This is a genomic window from Chitinimonas sp. JJ19, from assembly GCF_036961565.1.
Lineage (GTDB): Bacteria > Pseudomonadota > Gammaproteobacteria > Burkholderiales > Chitinimonadaceae > Chitinimonas.
In genome coordinates this window covers 127,582-145,284 of record NZ_JBAMDD010000010.1, presented here as the reverse complement: position 1 = coordinate 145,284, position 17,703 = coordinate 127,582, and the positions used below count along the sequence as shown (strand labels likewise).

Genomic DNA, 17,703 nt, shown 5'->3' with positions numbered 1-17,703 from the left:
TTTGCGCCATCGCAACTGGATAGCAAATTTATGCGTGGTACACGCCGCTCACCCACCGCCGGCCCTAGAATGCGGGAATCCTAAACGGACCTCCCGCCATGACCGACACCCTCAAGCAACTCGCCATTGATCGCACCGCTCAGCCGAACAAGCGCCGCAAGCGCTGGGGCAAATGGCGTATCGCACTGGTGTTGATGGTACTGGCAGGCGCCGCCCTGGTCTTCAGCCAGCGCGGCAGGCCGGTTGCAGTGCAGACCGCCAAGGTCACCCAGGCATGGCCCTCGTCGGCCTTGTCGGACCTCACTGCCACCGGTTATGTGGTCGCGCAGAAAAAAGCCGCCATCGCCTCCAAAGGCACGGGCAGGCTGGAATGGCTGGGTGTGCGCGAAGGTAGCCAGGTCAAGGAAGGCGAAGTCATCGCCCGGCTGGAGAGCGCCGATCTGCAAGCCCAGGTAGCCCAGGCCGTGGCCAATGTGGAAGCGGCCCGCGCCCGGCTCAAGCAGACCGAGGCCGAGGCCTTGGAAGCCGAACGGGCTTTCCGCCGTAGCCAGGAGCTGCTGGCGCAGGGCTTTATCGCCGGCGCCTCCCACGACAATGCCATCTCGCGCACCAAGCAGGCCGCAGCCCTGGTCGGCGCCCAGGCGGCAGCAGTGAGACAGGCCGAAGCCGCACTGACACAGGCGCGTGTGGGTCTGGAGAACGCCTATATCCGTGCGCCGTTCTCCGGTGTGGTGCTGACCAAGACCGCCAATGTCGGTGATGTGATCTCGCCCTTCAATGCTAGTGCCGACTCCAAAGGCGCCGTGGTAAGCATGGCCGACATGACAACCCTGGAAGTAGAGGCAGACGTATCCGAAGCCAGCCTGTTCAAGGCCAAGCCGGAGCAGCCCTGCGAGATACAGCTGGATGCGCTGCCTGACCTGCGCCTGCTGGGCCGTGTCAGCAGCATCGTGCCCTCGGTGGATCGCAGCAAGGCCACGGTCACCTTCAAGATCGGCTTTATCGAGAAAGACCCCCGCATCCTGCCCGAGATGAGCGCCAAGGTGAGCTTCCTCAGCCGTCCGCTCCAGGCCGACGAACGCAAGCCCCGCCTGGCGATCAACCCCAAGGCGCTCAGCCAGGGCGCGGTGTTTGTCGTACGCGACGGCATAGCCCACCGCACTGCAGTGCAACTGGGTGGCCAGCTGGGCGACATGCAGGAGGTGCGTGCTGGCATCAAGCTGGACGAGGTAGTGGTACTGGAACCTGGCGACCTCAAGGACGGTGCCCGCATCGTGGAGGCGAAACCTTGACAGCCAGTGCCGAAGTCGCAGTCGCACTGCGCCATGTCAGCAAATCCTATACCCGTGGCGGGCAGGCGGTGGAGGTACTGACCGATATCGATTTCGATATCCGGTCAGGCGACTTCCTGGCCCTGATGGGGCCGTCCGGCTCCGGCAAATCCACCCTCTTGAACCTGATTGCCGGCATAGACAAACCCAGCGGCGGCCAGATACTGGTGGGTGGCACGGATATCGCCACACTGGACGAGGCCGACCTGGCCGACTGGCGTGCCAGCAACGTAGGCTTCATTTTTCAGTTCTACAACCTGATGCCGGTGCTGACTGGCCTGGAGAATGTGGAGCTGCCCCTGATGCTGACCCGGTTGAGCCGACGGGAGCGGCGCGAGCATGCCGCGCTGGCACTGGAGATGGTCGGCCTGGCCGACCGCATGCAGCATTACCCGAATGAGCTCTCGGGCGGCCAGCAGCAAAGGGTGGCGATTGCCCGCGCCCTGGTCACCGACCCCACCCTGATCGTGGCGGACGAACCCACCGGCGACCTGGACAGAAAATCAGCCGGCGAGATACTGGACCTGCTGGACAGGCTCAATACCGAGCTGGGCAAGACCATCATCATGGTGACCCACGATGCCCGTGCAGCCGAGCGCGCCCACGCCATACGCCACCTGGAGAAAGGCGAGCTGTCCAGCCTGGAGATCAATCCGCGTGCCGCCCCCTCCCCTACCTGAACCCTTACCGGACAGCGCCACTGCGCTAGCAGCGGTCTGGCCCGCAGCTACGGTTGCGGCCAGCCTGCTTGGCGCCATAGAGGGCACTGTCCGCCAGGCCGATAAGCTGCTTGAGTTCCATGGCTTCGGCCACGGTGGCCACCCCTATGCTGGCGGTAACCTTGATGCTGCGGCCCTTCAGCATGAAGTGCTCCTCGGCGATAGCCAGACGCAGGCGCTCGGCCACCTGCAGGGCCTCGGACGGGCCGGTCGCCGGCAGCAGGATGCAGAACTCCTCCCCGCCATAGCGGGCCAGCATATCGCCACCCCGCAACAGCGACTCGATGCGTCGTGCCACCTCACACAACACCTCATCGCCGGCCAGGTGTCCGACCTCGTCGTTGATCTGCTTGAAATGATCGATGTCCAGCATCAGCACCGACAACTCGCCCGGCTCGCGTGCCAGCCGGGTCAGGGCAGCCTGGCCTACCGGATCAAAGGCATAGCGGTTGAAAGCGCCGGTGAGGGCATCGTGGGTGGCCCGCTGCGCCAGCTCCATCACCATGGTCTCCCGCGCCATCAGGGCAAAGCCGAGCGAGCAACCCAGCACGATAACCTGGGCTGCCAGCATGGAGAGGGTGTGCAGCGGCCCAGTCATCTGCATGGAAGCCGGCGGATGCACCAGCGCACCTATGGTACGCACCAGCAAGATCAGGGCACACAAGCCCAACCAGAGCCCCATGGCATAGCGGGCCGGGGCGTCCATGCGAGTAGCCCCGCGCAGCAGCATGCGCACCGACATCACCAGCAACAAGGTCAGCGCCAGCGACACGATAAAGATCATGAGCATGGGTATGGCGCCGCAGAAGAAGGCCAGACTCAGCGATCCAGCACCGGCTATGGCGGTCCAGCGCAGATTGGCCGGATAGGGCGGCAGGCCCACCACCTCGGCCATGGCGGCATACAGCAGCACGGCGGCGGTGAATATCAGCAGGTTGGCCAGCAATACGCTCAGCACATCGGGCACCACCCCGCGCAAGGCCATCAAGCCCCAGGTCACCGCCAGCAGCAGCAAGCCCACCACCCAGTGGCGCCCACCGGGCAGATGCATGCGGCCATAGCTGGCCAGTTGCAGCATCAGCGCAGACAGCAAGGTGGTGACTACCAGGGCAATAGCCAGCGTGCGGGCATCAAGCATGTCGGCCTTTCCACGCCGAAACCTAACGTCCTTACTGTAGAACCTGCTATGGACTATTTCATCTTCCGCCCCCTGGCGCCGACCCTGCCGCCAAACCGGTACGGGGGCATGCTGCCATGATGCTGTTCCTGCTGCGCATGTCACTCAAGAACGCCCTGCGCCATCGCCTGCGTGCGGCACTCACTTTGGCCGGCCTGGCCGTCGCGATTCTGTCGTTCGGCCTGCTCAGCACCGTGGTCACCGCCTGGTATGCCGGGGCAGATGCCGCCTCCGACAAGCGCCTGATCAGCCGCAGCGCCATCTCGCTGGTGTTCCCACTGCCCATGAGCTACGGCGAGAAGATACGCAGCGTGGAAGGCGTAACCGGCATCTCCTGGGCCAACTGGTTTGGCGGTATCTATATCGAGCCCAAGAATTTCTTCCCCCAGTTCGCCGTGGACCCACCCAGCTACCTGCGGCTGTATCCCGAGTTTCAGGTGGATGAGGCAGAACGCGCCGCCTTCTTCCGTGACCGCCGGGGTTGCCTGGTGGGTCGCAAGCTGGCCCAGCGCTTTGGCTGGAAGGTAGGAGATACCATCCCGCTCAAGGGCACCATCTACCCCGGCACCTGGTCCTTTGTGGTACGCGGCATCTACGAGGGGCGCGATGCCACCACCGATGAGAACCAGTTTTTCTTCCACTGGGACTACTTGAACGAATGGGTGTTGCAGCGCTATCCCAAGCGGGGCAATGCCACGGGCGTGTTCGTGGTGGGCATACGCGAGGGCAGCGAAGCGGCACTGATCAGCGAGCGGGTGGACAATCAGTTCCGCAACTCGCTGGCCGAGACCCTGACCGAGACCGAAAAATCCTTCCAACTGTCGTTTGTCGCCATGACTGACAGCATCGTGCTGGCCATCCAGGTGGTCAGCTATGTGGTCATACTCATCATCATGGCCGTCATGGCCAATACCATGGCCATGGCGGCACGCGAACGCACGGCCGAGTACGCTACGCTCAAAGCGCTGGGCTTTGGCCCACCAGTGGTAGGCTGGCTGATCCTGCTGGAGAGCGTCCTGCTATGCGCCCTGGGGGCGGGCCTGGGCATCCTGCTCAGCTTCCCCGCCGTTAAACTGGTAGGCCACGCCCTGGACAATCTGTTCCCGGTCTTTCATATCGCCAGCCAGACACTCTGGCTACAGGCCGGTGCTGCCCTGGTTGTCGCACTGGTGTCTGCCGCCGTACCCGCCTGGCAATCCATGCGCATACGCATTGTTGACGGCCTGAGGGCCATTGCATGAACCTGACCCGCGTCCCACTCAGCTATGTCTGGCGTAACCTGCTGACCCGCAAGCTCACCACCGGCCTCACGGCGGGCGGCATGGCCCTGGTGGTGTTTGTCTTTGCCACCGTGCTGATGCTGGAAGCCGGCCTCAAGCAGACACTGACCGCAACCGGCCTGCCCCAGAATGTGGTGGTCATACGCAAGGGCTCGCAGACCGAAGTCCAGAGCGGCGTGTCCCGTAGCGAGGCCGCCATCATCGAAAGCCAGCCCAATATCGCGCTCGATGGCGCCGGCCGCCTGCTCAGCAGCCGCGAGAGCGTGGTACTGATCTCGCTGAAGAAACAGGGCAGCGGCAAGCCGGCCAATGTGGTGGTGCGGGGGGCTGGCGAGCAAGGGCTGGCATTGCGGCCCCAGGTTCAGCTATTGGCCGGCCGCCAGTTCCGTCCCGGCAGCTCCGAGATCATCGTCGGGCGTGCCATTGCCGATGGTTTCGATGGCGTACAGCTGGGCACCAGCCTGCGCTTTGCCCGCCGCGACTGGTTGGTGGTGGGCATTTTCGACGCTGGCAAGACGGGTTTCAACTCCGAGATCTGGGGCGACGCCGAACAGATGATGCAGGCTTTTCGCCGCATCAACTATTCCGCCCTGGTGTTCCAGCTGGCGGACAGCAATGGCTACGAGGCAAGCCGCCAGGCCCTGGAGGCCGACCAGCGCCTGACTACCGAATACAAGCGCGAAACCCGCTTCTATGCCGACCAGGCCCAGACCATGGCCACATTTATCTCCATACTCGGCACCGTACTCTCGGTCATTTTCTCCATAGGCGCCGTCATCGGCGCCATGATCACCATGTATGCCGCCGTCGCCAATCGCACCGGCGAAATCGGTACGCTCAGGGCACTGGGCTACCGGCGCAGCAGCGTGATGGCCGCCTTTCTGGCCGAATCACTGCTGCTGGCCTTGCTGGGCGGGGTCATGGGTGTGGTACTGGCGTCCTTCATGCAGTTCTTTGCCGTCTCCACCATGAACTGGCAAACCTTCTCCGAGCTGGCATTCAGCTTTACGCTCACCCCGGCCATTGTGGTCAAATCCCTGCTGTTTGCCCTCTTCATGGGCTTGTTGGGCGGCTTTCTGCCTGCCGTGCGGGCGGCCCGCATGCAAATCGTCGATGCCTTGCGGGCAGCCTGAGCCCCTGTCGCCCATGCAAGTCGTGGCTGGATGGTGACACCATCCCTGGTACCGGGGGGCATGACGCTACCAAGCCGACCAACGGCAGGCAGCACTCCCAAGGTTGCCAGTTGTGGCCAAGCGGTTTTTTCTATCCACCGCTGGTCGGCTGCCCTATATAAAACCGGTTTGCTGCCGATAAGGTGGCATAGCCCGGCGAACTCATACAAACGGGCAAGGCAATGACAGGAGCACCACCATGAAACTCGCATCGCTAGACGCCGGGCAGCAGGCCCAGGCCCACGCGCCCCATGCCGCCACCGGCAAAGCAGCCGACAAGGCCAAGTTGGGCCTGGAGATCAGCCATACCCAGTCCAGCTACAGCTTCAGTGCCTCCTTCAGCGAGGGCAACAACCATCTCAAGCTGGTACTGCAGACCAGTTACGAAGCCATCAGCGTCCGTGCCCGCATCGCCCTGCCCGAAGGCGAGGCACTACCAGAACCGGCCGAGTACGACCCGCTCGATGTCAGCCCGGAAGCGACCGCCAAGCGTATCGTCGATCTTTCCACCGGTTTTTACGAGCTGTTCAAACAGCAGCGCCCGGATGAAGACGAAGCCAGCGTGCTGGACAATTTCATGCAGACCATAGGCAAGGGCGTGGCACAGGGTTTTGCCGAGGCGCGCGAGATACTGGACAGCCTGGGCGTACTCAAGGACCAGATCGCCAGCAATATCGACAAGACCTGGGAGCTGGTACAAAATGGCCTGCAGGCATTTGCCAAACTGCACATGCCCGCCAAGCCCGATAGCGCTCAATAGCCGTGTGCAAGGCGGGAACGGGAAGGCACTTTTTGTCCCGGCGGCAGTCCACCGATCAACTTCCCGCCGCAGCTGCCCATGCCTCGAAAACTACTACGCCGCTGGTTGCCTGACCGTGACACGCTCAATCGCAACGCCTTCTTGCGGCGTTGCGCCCCCTTCCTGACCCACCACAACCTCTGGCACCTCAACCGGCATTCAGTCTCGGGTGGTCTGGCCGTAGGGCTGGCCTGCGGCATGATACCGGGGCCACTGCAGATGCTGACAGCCACCGTGCTGTCCATTCTGTTCCGGGTCAACCTGCCGGTGGCCATCTTCGGCACCTTCTTCAGTAACCCCTTTACCATCGTCCCGCTCTACCTGGCCGCATTCGGGCTGGGTCGGCTGATCACCGGCGCCAACGGTGGCCCCGCCCATATCCCGCCGGCGCCGGAAACCGACTGGGCCAATCTGGCAGGCACCGTACAAGCCTGGCTGGACTGGATGGTGACACTGGGCACGCCGCTGGCCATAGGCATCGTGGTGCTGGCTCTGCTGCTGGCCTTGGCTGGCTATGGCGCAGTCCAACTGGGCTGGCGCCTGCATGTCAGGCATGCCCTGCATTGCCGGCGGCAACGCAGGGCTACTGCAGGGATGTAAGAGCCTGTTCAACGTCGCAGCCAGGGCATGACGCGGGTCAACCCGCGTTGTGCACCACCACGGTCTGTGCCGGCATGGGTGCCGGAAAGCCCGCCTCGGCCAGGGCCTCACGTATCAGGGCCTGGGTATCGAAATACACCTGCCAGTAGTGGTCGTTATGACAGAACGGCCGTACCGCCAGCACCGGCCCCACCAGATTGAATTCCAGTATCGATACCTCGGGTTCCGGGTCGACCACCACATTGGCAATGCCGGCCAGCTTACCCTGCAACAAGGCAATTGCAGCACGGTGATCCGCGCTGCCAGCCAGTTGCGCCTTGAGTTCCACCCGCCGGTAAGGATTGGCGCTGAAATTCTGTATGGTATCGCCGAATATCTTGTTATTGCCCACGATGGTCAGCACATTGTCAGGCGTATTGATGGTGGTGGTGAACAGGCTGATCTCCTTCACCGTGCCGGTAATGCCGGCCACCGAGACAAAATCGCCCACCTTGAAAGGCCGTAGCACAATCATGAAGGCACCAGCCGCAAAATTGGCCAGCAAGCCCGACCAGGCCATGCCTATGGCCACACCCGCAGCCGCAATCAGCGCCGCAAAGGTAGTGGTCTGCACCCCGAAGTAGCCGAGTATGCCTATCACCAGCAGGATATTGAGCGTAACCGTCAGCACCCCGCCTATGTAGCGCATCACGGTGGGGTCCACCTTCTGCCGCTCCAGCGAGCTGCGCACCGCCCGTTCGGCTATGCCTATCAGCCAGCGGCCTATGACCCAGAAGGCGATCGCCGCCAGTAGCTTGACCCCCAGGGTGGTGGCGTAGCCCAGCAACAGATCCTGCCAGTGTGCGAAATCAATATCCATTTTTTTCCTCCAGGCGAACCTGTGCGCGCCAGTGGTACACCGAGACACGCCAGGTTCTGGCTGCGGCCGCCATTCGGCCGTGGGCTCAGCTTAGCGCCTGAGTGGGCTGATTTCACCCCCATATCATTAACCGAGCAGAGCCGAAGCCCCCCTTGGCTGCAGGACATATCGACCGCAAGCCTGGTAGGCAGCGCTACCCAGCCCATCGCTTGCATATCGATGACGCCAGGGCCAAGCAAAGGGTCAGTGACGGAGCGTCCCAAGCAAATTCATCGCATACAACCAAGCGCGGTTTCCGCGACAGCAATCCCGCTACAACTTGGCCTTCACATAGCTGCCTGGCGCATCCTCGATGGCGGGCAGCTCGCCCGCGCCGGGTTGCCGCGCAGCAACCGGCTTGCCCTGGTATGGCTGCACCCATAGGGCCCAGTCCAGCCACCACGAGCCCTCATGTGCGCTGCTGCCTGCCAACCATTGTTGCGGCGTCTCCGGCAACGCCGCATTGGTGGCATAGCCGTATTTGTTGGCCGAAGGCGGATTGACGATGCCGGCGATATGGCCGGAGCCGCCGAGCACAAAGCGGACCGGCCCCTGCAGCAGACGGGCGCCGGCATAGGTCGATTGCCAGGGGGCGATATGATCCTCGCGGGCGGAGATGAAATAGGCCGGCGTCTTGATGGCGCGCATATCGATGGGCACGCCTGCCAGCGTCACCCCGCCGGGGTCCTTCAGCACGTTCTCCAGGTACATCTTGCGCAGGTAGAAGCGATGCATGGCGGCTGGCATGCGGGTGGAGTCGCAGTTCCAGTACAGCAGGTCGAACGGCATGGGCTCGCGGCCCAGCAAGTAGTTGTTGATCACGAAGCTCCAGATCAGATCATTCTCGCGCAACAGGTTGAACACCCCGGCCATCTGGTGCCCTTCCAGATAGCCCTTTTCCTCCATATAGGCATCCAGGCTGCCCAACTGCTCCTCGTCGATAAATACCCCAAGCTCGCCCGGCTCGCTGAAATCGATCATGGTGGTGAAAAAGGCCGCCGATTTGATGCGGCTGGGTGGATAGCGTTTGTCCTTGGCCGCCGCCATCCAGGCCAGGGTGGCCGATAGCAGGGTGCCACCTATGCAATAGGCGGCGGCATTGATCTGCTTCTCGCCGGTAGCTGCCTGTATGGCATCCAGCGCGGCCAGGGTGCCCTCGGTCATATAGTGCTCAAAGCCCTTGTCGCGGTGGCGGCCATCGGGGTTGACCCAGGAGATGACGAACACGCTATGCCCCTGCTCCACTAGCCAGCGTATCAAGGAGTTCTTGGGCTTGAGGTCGAGGATATAGAACTTGTTGATCCAGGGCGGCACCACCAGCAATGGCGTTTTGTGGACCTTATCGGTCAGCGGTGCATATTGGATCAGCTGCATCAGCTCGTTCTGGAACACCACCTTGCCCGGCGTCATGGCCACATTTTCGCCCAGCGTAAAGGCATCCAGATCGGTCATGCGCGGCATCATGCGGCCGCCATTGCGTTCCAGGTCTTCCAGCAGGTGGCCAAAGCCCTTGATCAGGTTCTCGCCCCCGCTTTCCAGCGTGGCCTTGAGCGCCACCGGATTGGTCGCCAGGAAATTGGTGGGGGCCATGGCATCGACAAACTGGCGGGTATAGAACTGCACCCGCTGGGCCGTATGCTCATCCAGGCCGTCTACCCCGGCCACGCTGTCCTGGATATGGCGCGAAGCCAGCAGATAGGCCTGTTTGACGAAGCCAAATACCTGGTTGTTGACCCACAGCTCATCCTTGAAGCGCTTGTCCGGCTGGGCAGCGGGCTGGGCAGGCTCGCCCAGCCAGAACTGGCGCATGGCCGCCTGTGCCATCTCGGCATAGTCCATCCAGAACTGCATCTGCGCCCGCAGTATAGGCTCGGGCTTTTCCAGCACCACACGCCAGAGCGCCTCGAAGGCATGCTGCACACTCTGCGGATCGGGTATCTGCACTTGGGGGGCGCCGCTGGCTTGCTGCTGCAGCTTGTCCTGCATCAGCTTCTGCCAGCGTGCCGCCAGCTCGCTCAACTGGGTCAGGCGGTCGTGCGGTTCGGTCATGGCCGGTCTCCTTGTGCGGGCAGTGTAGCCCATGCCATTACCGCCGTAGCAATGGCATGGGCCTGGCTGCAGGCCGGGACGACCTTACCGGCTTATCGGCCCAGGCGTGCAGCCAATCCTGCCGGTGCCGCAAAGCGATCCCCGTAGGCCACAGCCAGCTCGGCGGCACGGCCCAATGCATCAGCATGCTGATGCAGGAACTGCATGGCGCCGCCACTCCAGACCGGGAATCCTATGCCCAGGATGGCGCCGACATTGGCATCCCGCTCACTCTCCAGCACACCTTCATCAAAACAACGAGCGGTTTCCAGCGCCTGGGCAAACAGCAAGCGGTCTATCAGCAGTTGCATGTCGGGCAGCGGCCTGTCCGGCTGGGCAAAGGCCGCCAGGCCAGTCCAGAGCTGTTTCTTACCGCCCTCGGGGTAGTCGTAGAAGCCGCCGCCAGCCGCCCGCCCGCTACGGCCCAATGCGTGGATCATGCGGTTGACCACCGCCTCGGCCGGGTGGGCGATATAGGCGTCGCCCAAGTCCTCGCGCGCCTGCTTGCTGATGTGCTCGCACAGGGTAAGGCTAACCTCGTCGGTCACCGCCAACGGGCCGACCGGCATGCCGGCCTGCAAGCCCGCCTGCTCCACCATGGCGGGCGGCACGCCCTCGGCCAGCATGGCCATGCCTTCGTTGATGTAGCAACCGAACACCCGGCTGGTAAAGAAACCACGGCCATCATTGACCACAATAGGGGTCTTGCCTATCTGTTGCACAAAGTCATAGGCCAGCGCCACCGTGGCCGCGTCGGTATCGCGGCCCTTGATGATCTCCACCAGTTGCATCTTGTCCACCGGGCTGAAGAAATGCAGGCCGATGAAACGGGCCGGCGCTCGCGATGCCTGGGCCAGGCCGCTGATGGGCAGGGTCGAGGTATTGGAGGCAAACACCGCGTCGGCAGGCAGCACGGCTTCGGTTTCCTGGGTCACCCTGGCCTTCAGTTCGCGGCTCTCGAATACCGCCTCGATCACCAGCTCGCATCCGGCCAGATCCGCCACAGCCTCGGTGGGCTGTATGCGCGCCAGGATGGCTGCCGCCTCTGCCTCGCTGCAGCGGCCCTTGGCTATCCGCTTCTCCAGCAGCTTGGCGCTATAGGCCTTGCCCTTCTCGGCGGCGGCCAGGCTCACATCCTTGAGTACTACCTGCACACCCTTGCTGGCGCAGGCCCAGGCTATGCCTGCCCCCATCATGCCCGCCCCCAGCACGCCCACCCGCGCCACCTGGCGCACGGCGATGCCCGCAGGCCGGCTGGCACCCGCCTTGATTTCATTCATGGCAAAGAACAGCGTCGCAATCATGTTCTTGGCCACCTGGCCGGTTGCCAGGCGGGTGAAGTAACGGGTCTCTATCCGGCAGGCATTGGTGAAATCCACCTGCGCACCTTCCACCATGGCGGCCAGTACCGCCTCTGGCGCGGGGTAGTTGCCACGGGTCTTCTCGTACAGCATGGCCGGCGCCACCGCCAGCATCTGGGCGACCTTGGGCTGGCTGGGCACGCCACCGGGCAGCTTGTAGCCTTCGGCATCCCAGGGTTGTTTGGCGTGGGGGTTGGCCTTGATCCAGGCTCGCGCCTGGGCCAGCATGTCCTCTGTCGAACCCGCCAGTGCATGCACCAGCCCAGCCTTGTGGCCAGCCTGTGCGCCAAACTGCTTGCCTTCCACCAGATACTCGAAAGCCTCCTGCAGTCCCAGCAAGCGCACCATGCGGGTCACGCCACCGGCGCCGGGCAACAGGCCCAGTGTCACTTCGGGCAGGCCCAGCCGCAGGCTGGCATCATCCAGGGCTATGCGATGATGGCACGCCAGGGTGATCTCGAACCCACCGCCCAGCGCGCTGCCATTAATGGCCGCCACTACCGGCACACCCAAGGTCTCGATACGGCGCATATCGGCCTTCAGCTTTTCCACCATCAGGAAGAACGCCTCGGCACCATCGGCCGGGATGGCGACCAGCTCCTTCAGATCACCGCCCGAAAAGAAACTGCGCTTGGCCGAGGTCACGATCACCCCGGTTATCTGCCCGCGCTCCGCTTCCAGCCGGTTGGCCACGGCGTGCAAGGCAGCACGGAAAGCCGCGTTCATGGTGTTGGTCTTGTCGTCGGCCGCATCCAGGGTCAGGGTGACGATGCGGTCCGCGTCGATGTCGTAACGTATGCTCATGCTCTGCCCTCAGATTCTTTCCACGATGGTGGCAATGCCCATGCCGCCGCCTATGCAGAGCGTGGCCAGGCCATAGCGCTTCTGCTGCCGTTCCAGCTCGTCCACCAGCGTGCCCAGTATCATGGCGCCGGTCGCCCCCAGGGGGTGGCCCATGGCAATGGCGCCGCCGTTCACGTTGATCCTGTCCATCCCCACCCCCATCTCGCGGGCAAAGCGCATCACCACGGCCGCAAAGGCCTCGTTGACCTCGAACAGATCGATGTCATCCGCCGTCAGCCCGGCCTTGGCCAGGGCTTTATGGGCGGCGGGCGCCGGGCCGGTCAGCATGATGGTCGGGTCGGTTCCAGTCAGCGCGGTGGCCACGATGCGAGCGCGCGGCGTCCAGCCATAGCGGCGGCCGGCGGCCTCGTTGGCCACCAGCACCAGTGCGGCGCCGTCGACTATGCCCGAGGCGTTGCCGGCATGGTGTACATGGGCAATCCGCTCCACCCAGGGATAGCGCTTGAGCGCCACGGCGTCATAGCCCATGGCCCCCATCTGTTCGAAGCTGGGCTTGAGCTTGGCCAGGCCTTCCAGTGTGGTACCGGCCTTGATGAATTCGTCCTCGGCCAGGATGGCAATGCCATTGATATCGCGTACCGGCACGATGCTGCGGGCAAAACGCCCCTCGCTGCGTGCCTGCGCAGCGCGCCGCTGGCTTTCCACGGCAAAGGCATCCACCTCAGCCCGGCCATAGCCCTCCAGCGTAGCGATCAGGTCGGCGCCTATGCCCTGTGGCACAAAACCCAGCGCCTTGGCCGTCTGCGGGTCGGTCGCCATGGCCCAGCCATCCGAGCCCATGGGCACGCGCGACATGGACTCCACCCCACCGGCCACCACGATATCCTCCCAACCTGAGCGCACTTTCTGCGCCGCCAGGTTGACTGCCTCCAGGCCCGAGCCACAGAAGCGATTGACCTGCACGCCGGCAGCCTTCCAGTCCCATCCCGCCGCCAGTGCCGCCGTCTTGGCGATATCACCGCCCTGATCACCCACCGGGGTAACGCAACCCAGCACCACGTCGTCCACCTCAGCGGTGGCCAGCCCGGTACGCGCCTCCAGCGCGTGCATCAGGCCGGTCAGCAGAGAGATCGGCTTGACCTCGTGCAGGCTGCCATCGGCCTTGCCCTTGCCACGCGGGGTACGCAGGGCGTCATAGATCAACGCATCAGTCATGTGTCTGTCCTTGAGCAATCTGATTCGATAAATATCAAGCAAGCGCTAGGTTAGCGCATAAACTCTAAACGTTGTAGCATCCAGCCAAAAATCACGCGCACCGTGGTGCGTATCTGCCCCGCGCGCTGCAAACCATGGAGACAAAGAGACAACATGCTGCCACGCCGCCATTTCGAACCCGAACATGATCTGTTCCGCGACAATTTCCGCCGCTGGCTGGCCGAAGAAGTCCTACCCCACCAGCGCGCCTGGGAAACCGCCGGCATGGTGCCCCGCGCCATCTGGCGCCGCGCTGGCGAGCTGGGCTTTCTGGCCACCTTTGTCGACGAGGCCTACGGTGGCGCAGGCTGCCGCGACTACCGCTACGACCAGATCGTGGCCGAGGAGCTAGGCTACGCCAACGAATGGGGTCTTGCCATGGGCCTGCACTCCTCGCTGGTGGCACCCTATATCGATGAATTCGGTACCGAGGCGCAGAAGCAGCGCTATCTGCCAGGGGTAGTATCAGGCGAGTGCGTGCTGGCCGTTGCCATGACCGAGCCCAATACCGGCAGCGACCTGGCCGGCATCCAGACCCAGGCCGTGGAGCATGCCGAGCACTGGCTGCTCAACGGCAGCAAGACCTTTATCTCCAACGGCGTGCATAGCGATCTGGTCATCGTCGCTGCCCGCACCCACCCCACCGAGAAACGCGGGTTGTCGCTGTTCCTGGTCGAAAAAGGCTGGGCCGGGTTTGAGGTGGGCCGCAAGCTGGAGAAAATCGGCCAGCACAGCCAGGACACGGCAGAGCTGTTCTTTCGCGACGTCAAGCTACCCAAGGATGCCCTATTGGGCGAAGCCCACCAGGGCTTCAAGCTGCTGATGCGCATGCTGGCGCCCGAACGGCTGACATGCGCCATCGGCGCCCATGCTGCCGCCCAGGCCGCACTGAACCTGGCACTGGACTACGTCAAGGAGCGCCGGGCCTTTGGTCAGCGCCTGATCGACTTCCAGAACACCCGTTTCGAGCTGGCCGCCATGAAGACCGAGCTGGACGTAGGTCAGGTCTACCTGGATAGACTGGTCACTGAATACAACCTGGGTGCGCTGGATGCGGTAGATGCTGCCGAGGCCAAGCTGTGGACATCGGAGCTGCTGGGCCGGGTGGCCGACCGCAGCCTGCAGTTGTTTGGCGGCTATGGCTATATGGCCGAGTACCCCATAGGCCGCCTATGGGCGTCTGCCAGGGTGGCACGCATCTATGCCGGCTCCAGCGAGATCATGAAGGAGATCATCGCCAAGGCCATGTAGGCGCTAGCGCTTCTACATGCCCAGCTTGCATAGCGACGAAAGCAGGATTGCTGGCAATACCCTGTGGCGGTGCTACACGGGTAGCCTGGTCTATGATCCCTACATACCGTCATGGCGGCCAGTCTGGATCGACCAAGCGCCAATAAACCACAGGAGGATGCAGGTGTCGCCCGCACTGGCCAGAACGCTTGCCTGCCTTACCCTGCTCGCCCCAGCCTACGCCCTGGAAGCCGAGGGCTTGCTGGACCAAAGACTGGTCTACAGCAACAGCCCGCAAGGCTGGCTGGAAGGCGGCCTGGGCAAGCAGCGCCATGATGCCCGCCACGATGGCTTGCGCCTGGGCCAGGCCATGCTATTGCTGCGCGGCGAGCTGGCCGACACCGTCAGCGCCCAGGCCGTCATCAACCTGGCCGACGACCGCGCCGGGGCAGTTGATGTCAGCGAAGCCTGGCTACGCTGGAAACCCCTGCCTACCGGCCCCTGGCGCCACAGTGCCAAGCTAGGCGCCTTCTTCCCCGCCATCAGCCTGGAGCACGATGGACTGGGTTGGACCACAACCCGCACGCTCTCAGCCTCCGCCATCAACAGCTGGATAGGCGAAGAGCTACGCACCATAGGTCTGGAATACACCCTCGCCCGCCCCGGCCGCTTTGCCGGCTCGCCCCACGATATCAGCCTCAGCCTGGCCGCCTTCAAAGGCAATGACCCGGCTGGGACGCTGATCGCCTGGCGCGGCTGGGGGGTGGGCGACCGCATCACCGGGCTGGCAGAGAAGCTGCCCCTGCCCGACTTGCCCATCTACCGCGACGATGGCCGCATTGCCAGGCAGGACGCCAGGGTAGACAACTTCCGCGAACTGGACGGCCGCTGGGGCTATCACGCTGGCCTGCACTACGGCTATGGTGGCCGCGTAGAACTATCTGCCTTGCACTACGACAACCGTGCCGACCCCTTGGTGGTAAACCGGGGCCAATACGCCTGGACGACCCGCTTCCAGCAACTGGCCCTGCGCTGGCGCCCCGATCAGGAGTGGGAAATCCTCAGCCAGTGGCTGGCCGGCAGTACCGTGATGGGACGCAATGCTGTCAATGTGGCCTATCGTTCCGCCTATGTGCTGGCTGCTCATCCCCTGGGCAGCGGCAAGCTGGCCGTGCGCTACGACTATTTCAGCAGCCGCGAGCGCGACCGGCTACCGGAAGACCCCAACGACGAGCGCGGCCAGGCGCTGGCCCTGGCCTACAGCTGGCCCTGGCGCGATGGCCTGAGTGTGATGGCAGAAGGCATGCTGCTGCGCAGCGAACGGCCTGCCCGGCAACAGCTGTCTACCCCCAGCCGCCAAACCGAGCGTAGCCTTAGCCTGGCCTTGCGCTGGCGGTTTTAAGCGCCCCTATCGGGGCTGCCCCAACTTGCCCCGCCGGTCAAATCCGCCCGGCCCCCTTGCGGCCCTCCTGCCAACGGAGCACAGTCTTGCGAGCAGCTTCCTCTGCCAGCGGCGCGATACGCTCCATGCTCAGCTGCATGGACTCCTGTGTCACCTGCGGCAACAGGCGCAGCACCTTGCGGCCGGTGGGCGAGCGATAAAAAGCCGTCATGTCGCGTATCTCAGCCGTCTCGAAATGCTTGCCGTAAACGCTGAATATCACCTCGTTGACGATGGGGCTCAGATCCAGCTTGGCCAGGCTGACATTCAGTTCCATGGCCAGTCCAGGCAGCTCACGCTCCAGCATCTGGCGGGCCTCAGCCCGCTGTGCCTCGCTCAACTCGGCATTGGCATCAATCACCCCCAGCGCCGTCTGCCGCATGATGGCCTCGCCCTGCCCGGCCAGCTGCTGCATCATCTGCGGCCCCATGGCCTTGAGGTTGAGCGTATCAATCAAGGTCTGTATGGCCTGGCGCTTCTCGGCACCCAGCTCTGCTGCCTGCACGCCAGCCAGGCACAGCAGGGCCAATAACAGGCCGTGGCGAATTAGCTTGCCCATATCCACTCCCGGTGTCAGTAGCACGCCCGTGGGCTCAGGCTACGGTGTCAAAGCAGAGCTTGAGTGCCTCGTCCCAACTGGGTGGCACCAGGCCAAACGTGTCACGCAGCTTATCCAGTTGCAGCCGCGAATTCTTGGGTCGCTTGGCCGGCGTGGGGTAAGCCTCGGTGGCGATGGCCGCCAGCGTAGTCGGCACCTTGTCGCCCCGCTGCGCCGCCAGCTTGAAGATAGCCTCGGCAAAGCCATGCCAGCTGGTTACACCAGCATTGACCAGGTGGTACACCCCGCTGACACCCTGCCAGTCAGGCCGGCCCGCCACGATATGGGCGCTGATATCGGCAATGCTGCGGCTCCAGGTCGGCGCACCAATCTGGTCCGCCACGATATTCATGCTGTCACGCTCGCGCCCGAACTTGAGCATGGTCAGCAGAAAGTTCTTGCCCCTTGCCCCATACACCCAACTGGTGCGCAGAATCAGGTGATCACAGCCACTGGCCCGTATGGCCTCCTCGCCGGCCAGCTTGCTGGCGCCATAGACATTGGGTGGCGCTACCGCATCATCCTCCCGCCAGGGCTGGCTGCCCTCGCCCGAGTAGACATAGTCGGTGGAGTAATGGATCAGCGGCACACCCAGGCGCTTGGCCTCCTCCGCCAGCACACCGGCTGCGGTGGCATTGATGGCATAGGCCAGCTCAGCCTCGCTCTCGGCCTTGTCCACCGCCGTATAGGCCGCCGGGTTGATGATCAACGTCGGCTTGAGCGCCCGCACCAACTCACGGATGGCATCGGGCCGGGTCAGATCCAGGCCCTCCCGCCCCGGCGCATGGACGGTACCCAGCCCTTGCAGGCTGCGCTTGAGCTCAAAACCAACCTGGCCATTGACGCCAGTAAGCAGGATGTTGTGCATGGAGGACTCGACAGAAAGAGATGCCGCCATGATAGCGCGCCCAAGGCCAAGCGGAAGCCGTTGCCGAGCCCGGCAGAGCCACA

15 protein-coding genes are annotated in these 17,703 nt (G+C 63.5%); 8 read left to right on the top strand and 7 right to left on the bottom strand.

Translation table 11 applies throughout. From position 1 onward, the window contains the following. Positions 1–98 precede the first annotated feature (98 nt). Positions 99–1,292, top strand: coding sequence for an efflux RND transporter periplasmic adaptor subunit (locus tag V7714_RS13825; protein WP_335710267.1), 1,194 nt, complete (start codon positions 99–101; stop codon positions 1,290–1,292). After that, on the top strand, positions 1,289–2,011 hold the full coding sequence (locus V7714_RS13820) for an ABC transporter ATP-binding protein (protein ID WP_335710266.1): 723 nt from the start codon (positions 1,289–1,291) through the stop codon (positions 2,009–2,011). The genes V7714_RS13825 and V7714_RS13820 overlap by 4 nt, the downstream gene beginning before the upstream one ends. Before the next feature lie 25 nt (positions 2,012–2,036). Here the strand turns inward: V7714_RS13820 and V7714_RS13815 are convergent, their stop codons facing one another. Then, entirely contained in the window at positions 2,037–3,188 is a 1,152-nt protein-coding gene (locus tag V7714_RS13815; RefSeq protein ID WP_335710265.1) for a GGDEF domain-containing protein, read from the bottom strand. A gap of 116 nt (positions 3,189–3,304) precedes the next feature. Here V7714_RS13815 and V7714_RS13810 point away from each other — a divergent pair, with 116 nt between their 5' ends. From V7714_RS13810 to V7714_RS13795, 4 genes are all read left to right on the top strand, one after another. Further along, positions 3,305–4,468 carry an ABC transporter permease gene (locus V7714_RS13810; RefSeq protein WP_335710264.1) on the top strand — a complete coding sequence of 388 codons (1,164 nt, stop codon included), beginning with the start codon at positions 3,305–3,307 and terminating at the stop codon, positions 4,466–4,468. Then, the gene (locus V7714_RS13805) at positions 4,465–5,640 is read left to right on the top strand and encodes an ABC transporter permease (protein ID WP_335710263.1); all 1,176 of its coding nucleotides are present in this window, start codon (positions 4,465–4,467) and stop codon (positions 5,638–5,640) included. The genes V7714_RS13810 and V7714_RS13805 overlap by 4 nt, the downstream gene beginning before the upstream one ends. A 238-nt stretch (positions 5,641–5,878) precedes the next feature. Further along, entirely contained in the window at positions 5,879–6,439 is a 561-nt protein-coding gene (locus tag V7714_RS13800; protein ID WP_335710262.1) for a DUF5610 domain-containing protein, read from the top strand. A gap of 78 nt (positions 6,440–6,517) precedes the next feature. Further along, complete coding sequence (locus V7714_RS13795; RefSeq protein ID WP_335710261.1) at positions 6,518–7,078, top strand: DUF2062 domain-containing protein; 561 nt, start codon at positions 6,518–6,520, stop codon at positions 7,076–7,078. Between the two features lie 37 nt (positions 7,079–7,115). On the opposite strand, the gene V7714_RS13790 is transcribed toward V7714_RS13795, so the two are convergent. The 4 genes from V7714_RS13790 to V7714_RS13775 form a co-directional block, all read right to left on the bottom strand. Further along, positions 7,116–7,937: a mechanosensitive ion channel family protein gene (locus V7714_RS13790; protein WP_335710260.1), complete on the bottom strand. Its 822-nt coding sequence runs from the start codon at positions 7,935–7,937 to the stop codon at positions 7,116–7,118. 312 nt (positions 7,938–8,249) lie between these two features. Then, complete coding sequence (phaC, locus tag V7714_RS13785; RefSeq protein WP_335710259.1) at positions 8,250–10,025, bottom strand: class I poly(R)-hydroxyalkanoic acid synthase; 1,776 nt, start codon at positions 10,023–10,025, stop codon at positions 8,250–8,252. A 92-nt stretch (positions 10,026–10,117) separates the two neighbouring features. After that, positions 10,118–12,229, bottom strand: a complete 2,112-nt coding sequence (locus V7714_RS13780; RefSeq protein WP_335710258.1) for a 3-hydroxyacyl-CoA dehydrogenase NAD-binding domain-containing protein — start codon at positions 12,227–12,229, stop codon at positions 10,118–10,120. 9 nt (positions 12,230–12,238) lie between these two features. Beyond that, positions 12,239–13,444, bottom strand: coding sequence for an acetyl-CoA C-acetyltransferase (locus V7714_RS13775; RefSeq protein ID WP_335710257.1), 1,206 nt, complete (start codon positions 13,442–13,444; stop codon positions 12,239–12,241). A gap of 153 nt (positions 13,445–13,597) precedes the next feature. On the opposite strand from V7714_RS13775, the gene V7714_RS13770 reads away from it, so the two are divergent. Beyond that, complete coding sequence (locus V7714_RS13770) at positions 13,598–14,734, top strand: acyl-CoA dehydrogenase family protein (protein ID WP_335710256.1); 1,137 nt, start codon at positions 13,598–13,600, stop codon at positions 14,732–14,734. A 163-nt stretch (positions 14,735–14,897) separates the two neighbouring features. Beyond that, the gene (locus V7714_RS13765; RefSeq protein WP_335710255.1) at positions 14,898–16,115 is read left to right on the top strand and encodes a hypothetical protein; all 1,218 of its coding nucleotides are present in this window, start codon (positions 14,898–14,900) and stop codon (positions 16,113–16,115) included. A 37-nt stretch (positions 16,116–16,152) separates the two neighbouring features. Here the strand turns inward: V7714_RS13765 and V7714_RS13760 are convergent, their stop codons facing one another. Then, positions 16,153–16,713, bottom strand: a complete 561-nt coding sequence (locus V7714_RS13760) for a DUF2059 domain-containing protein (RefSeq protein WP_335710254.1) — start codon at positions 16,711–16,713, stop codon at positions 16,153–16,155. Between the two features lie 34 nt (positions 16,714–16,747). Further along, the gene (rfbD, locus tag V7714_RS13755; protein WP_335710253.1) at positions 16,748–17,620 is read right to left on the bottom strand and encodes a dTDP-4-dehydrorhamnose reductase; all 873 of its coding nucleotides are present in this window, start codon (positions 17,618–17,620) and stop codon (positions 16,748–16,750) included. Positions 17,621–17,703 lie beyond the last annotated feature (83 nt).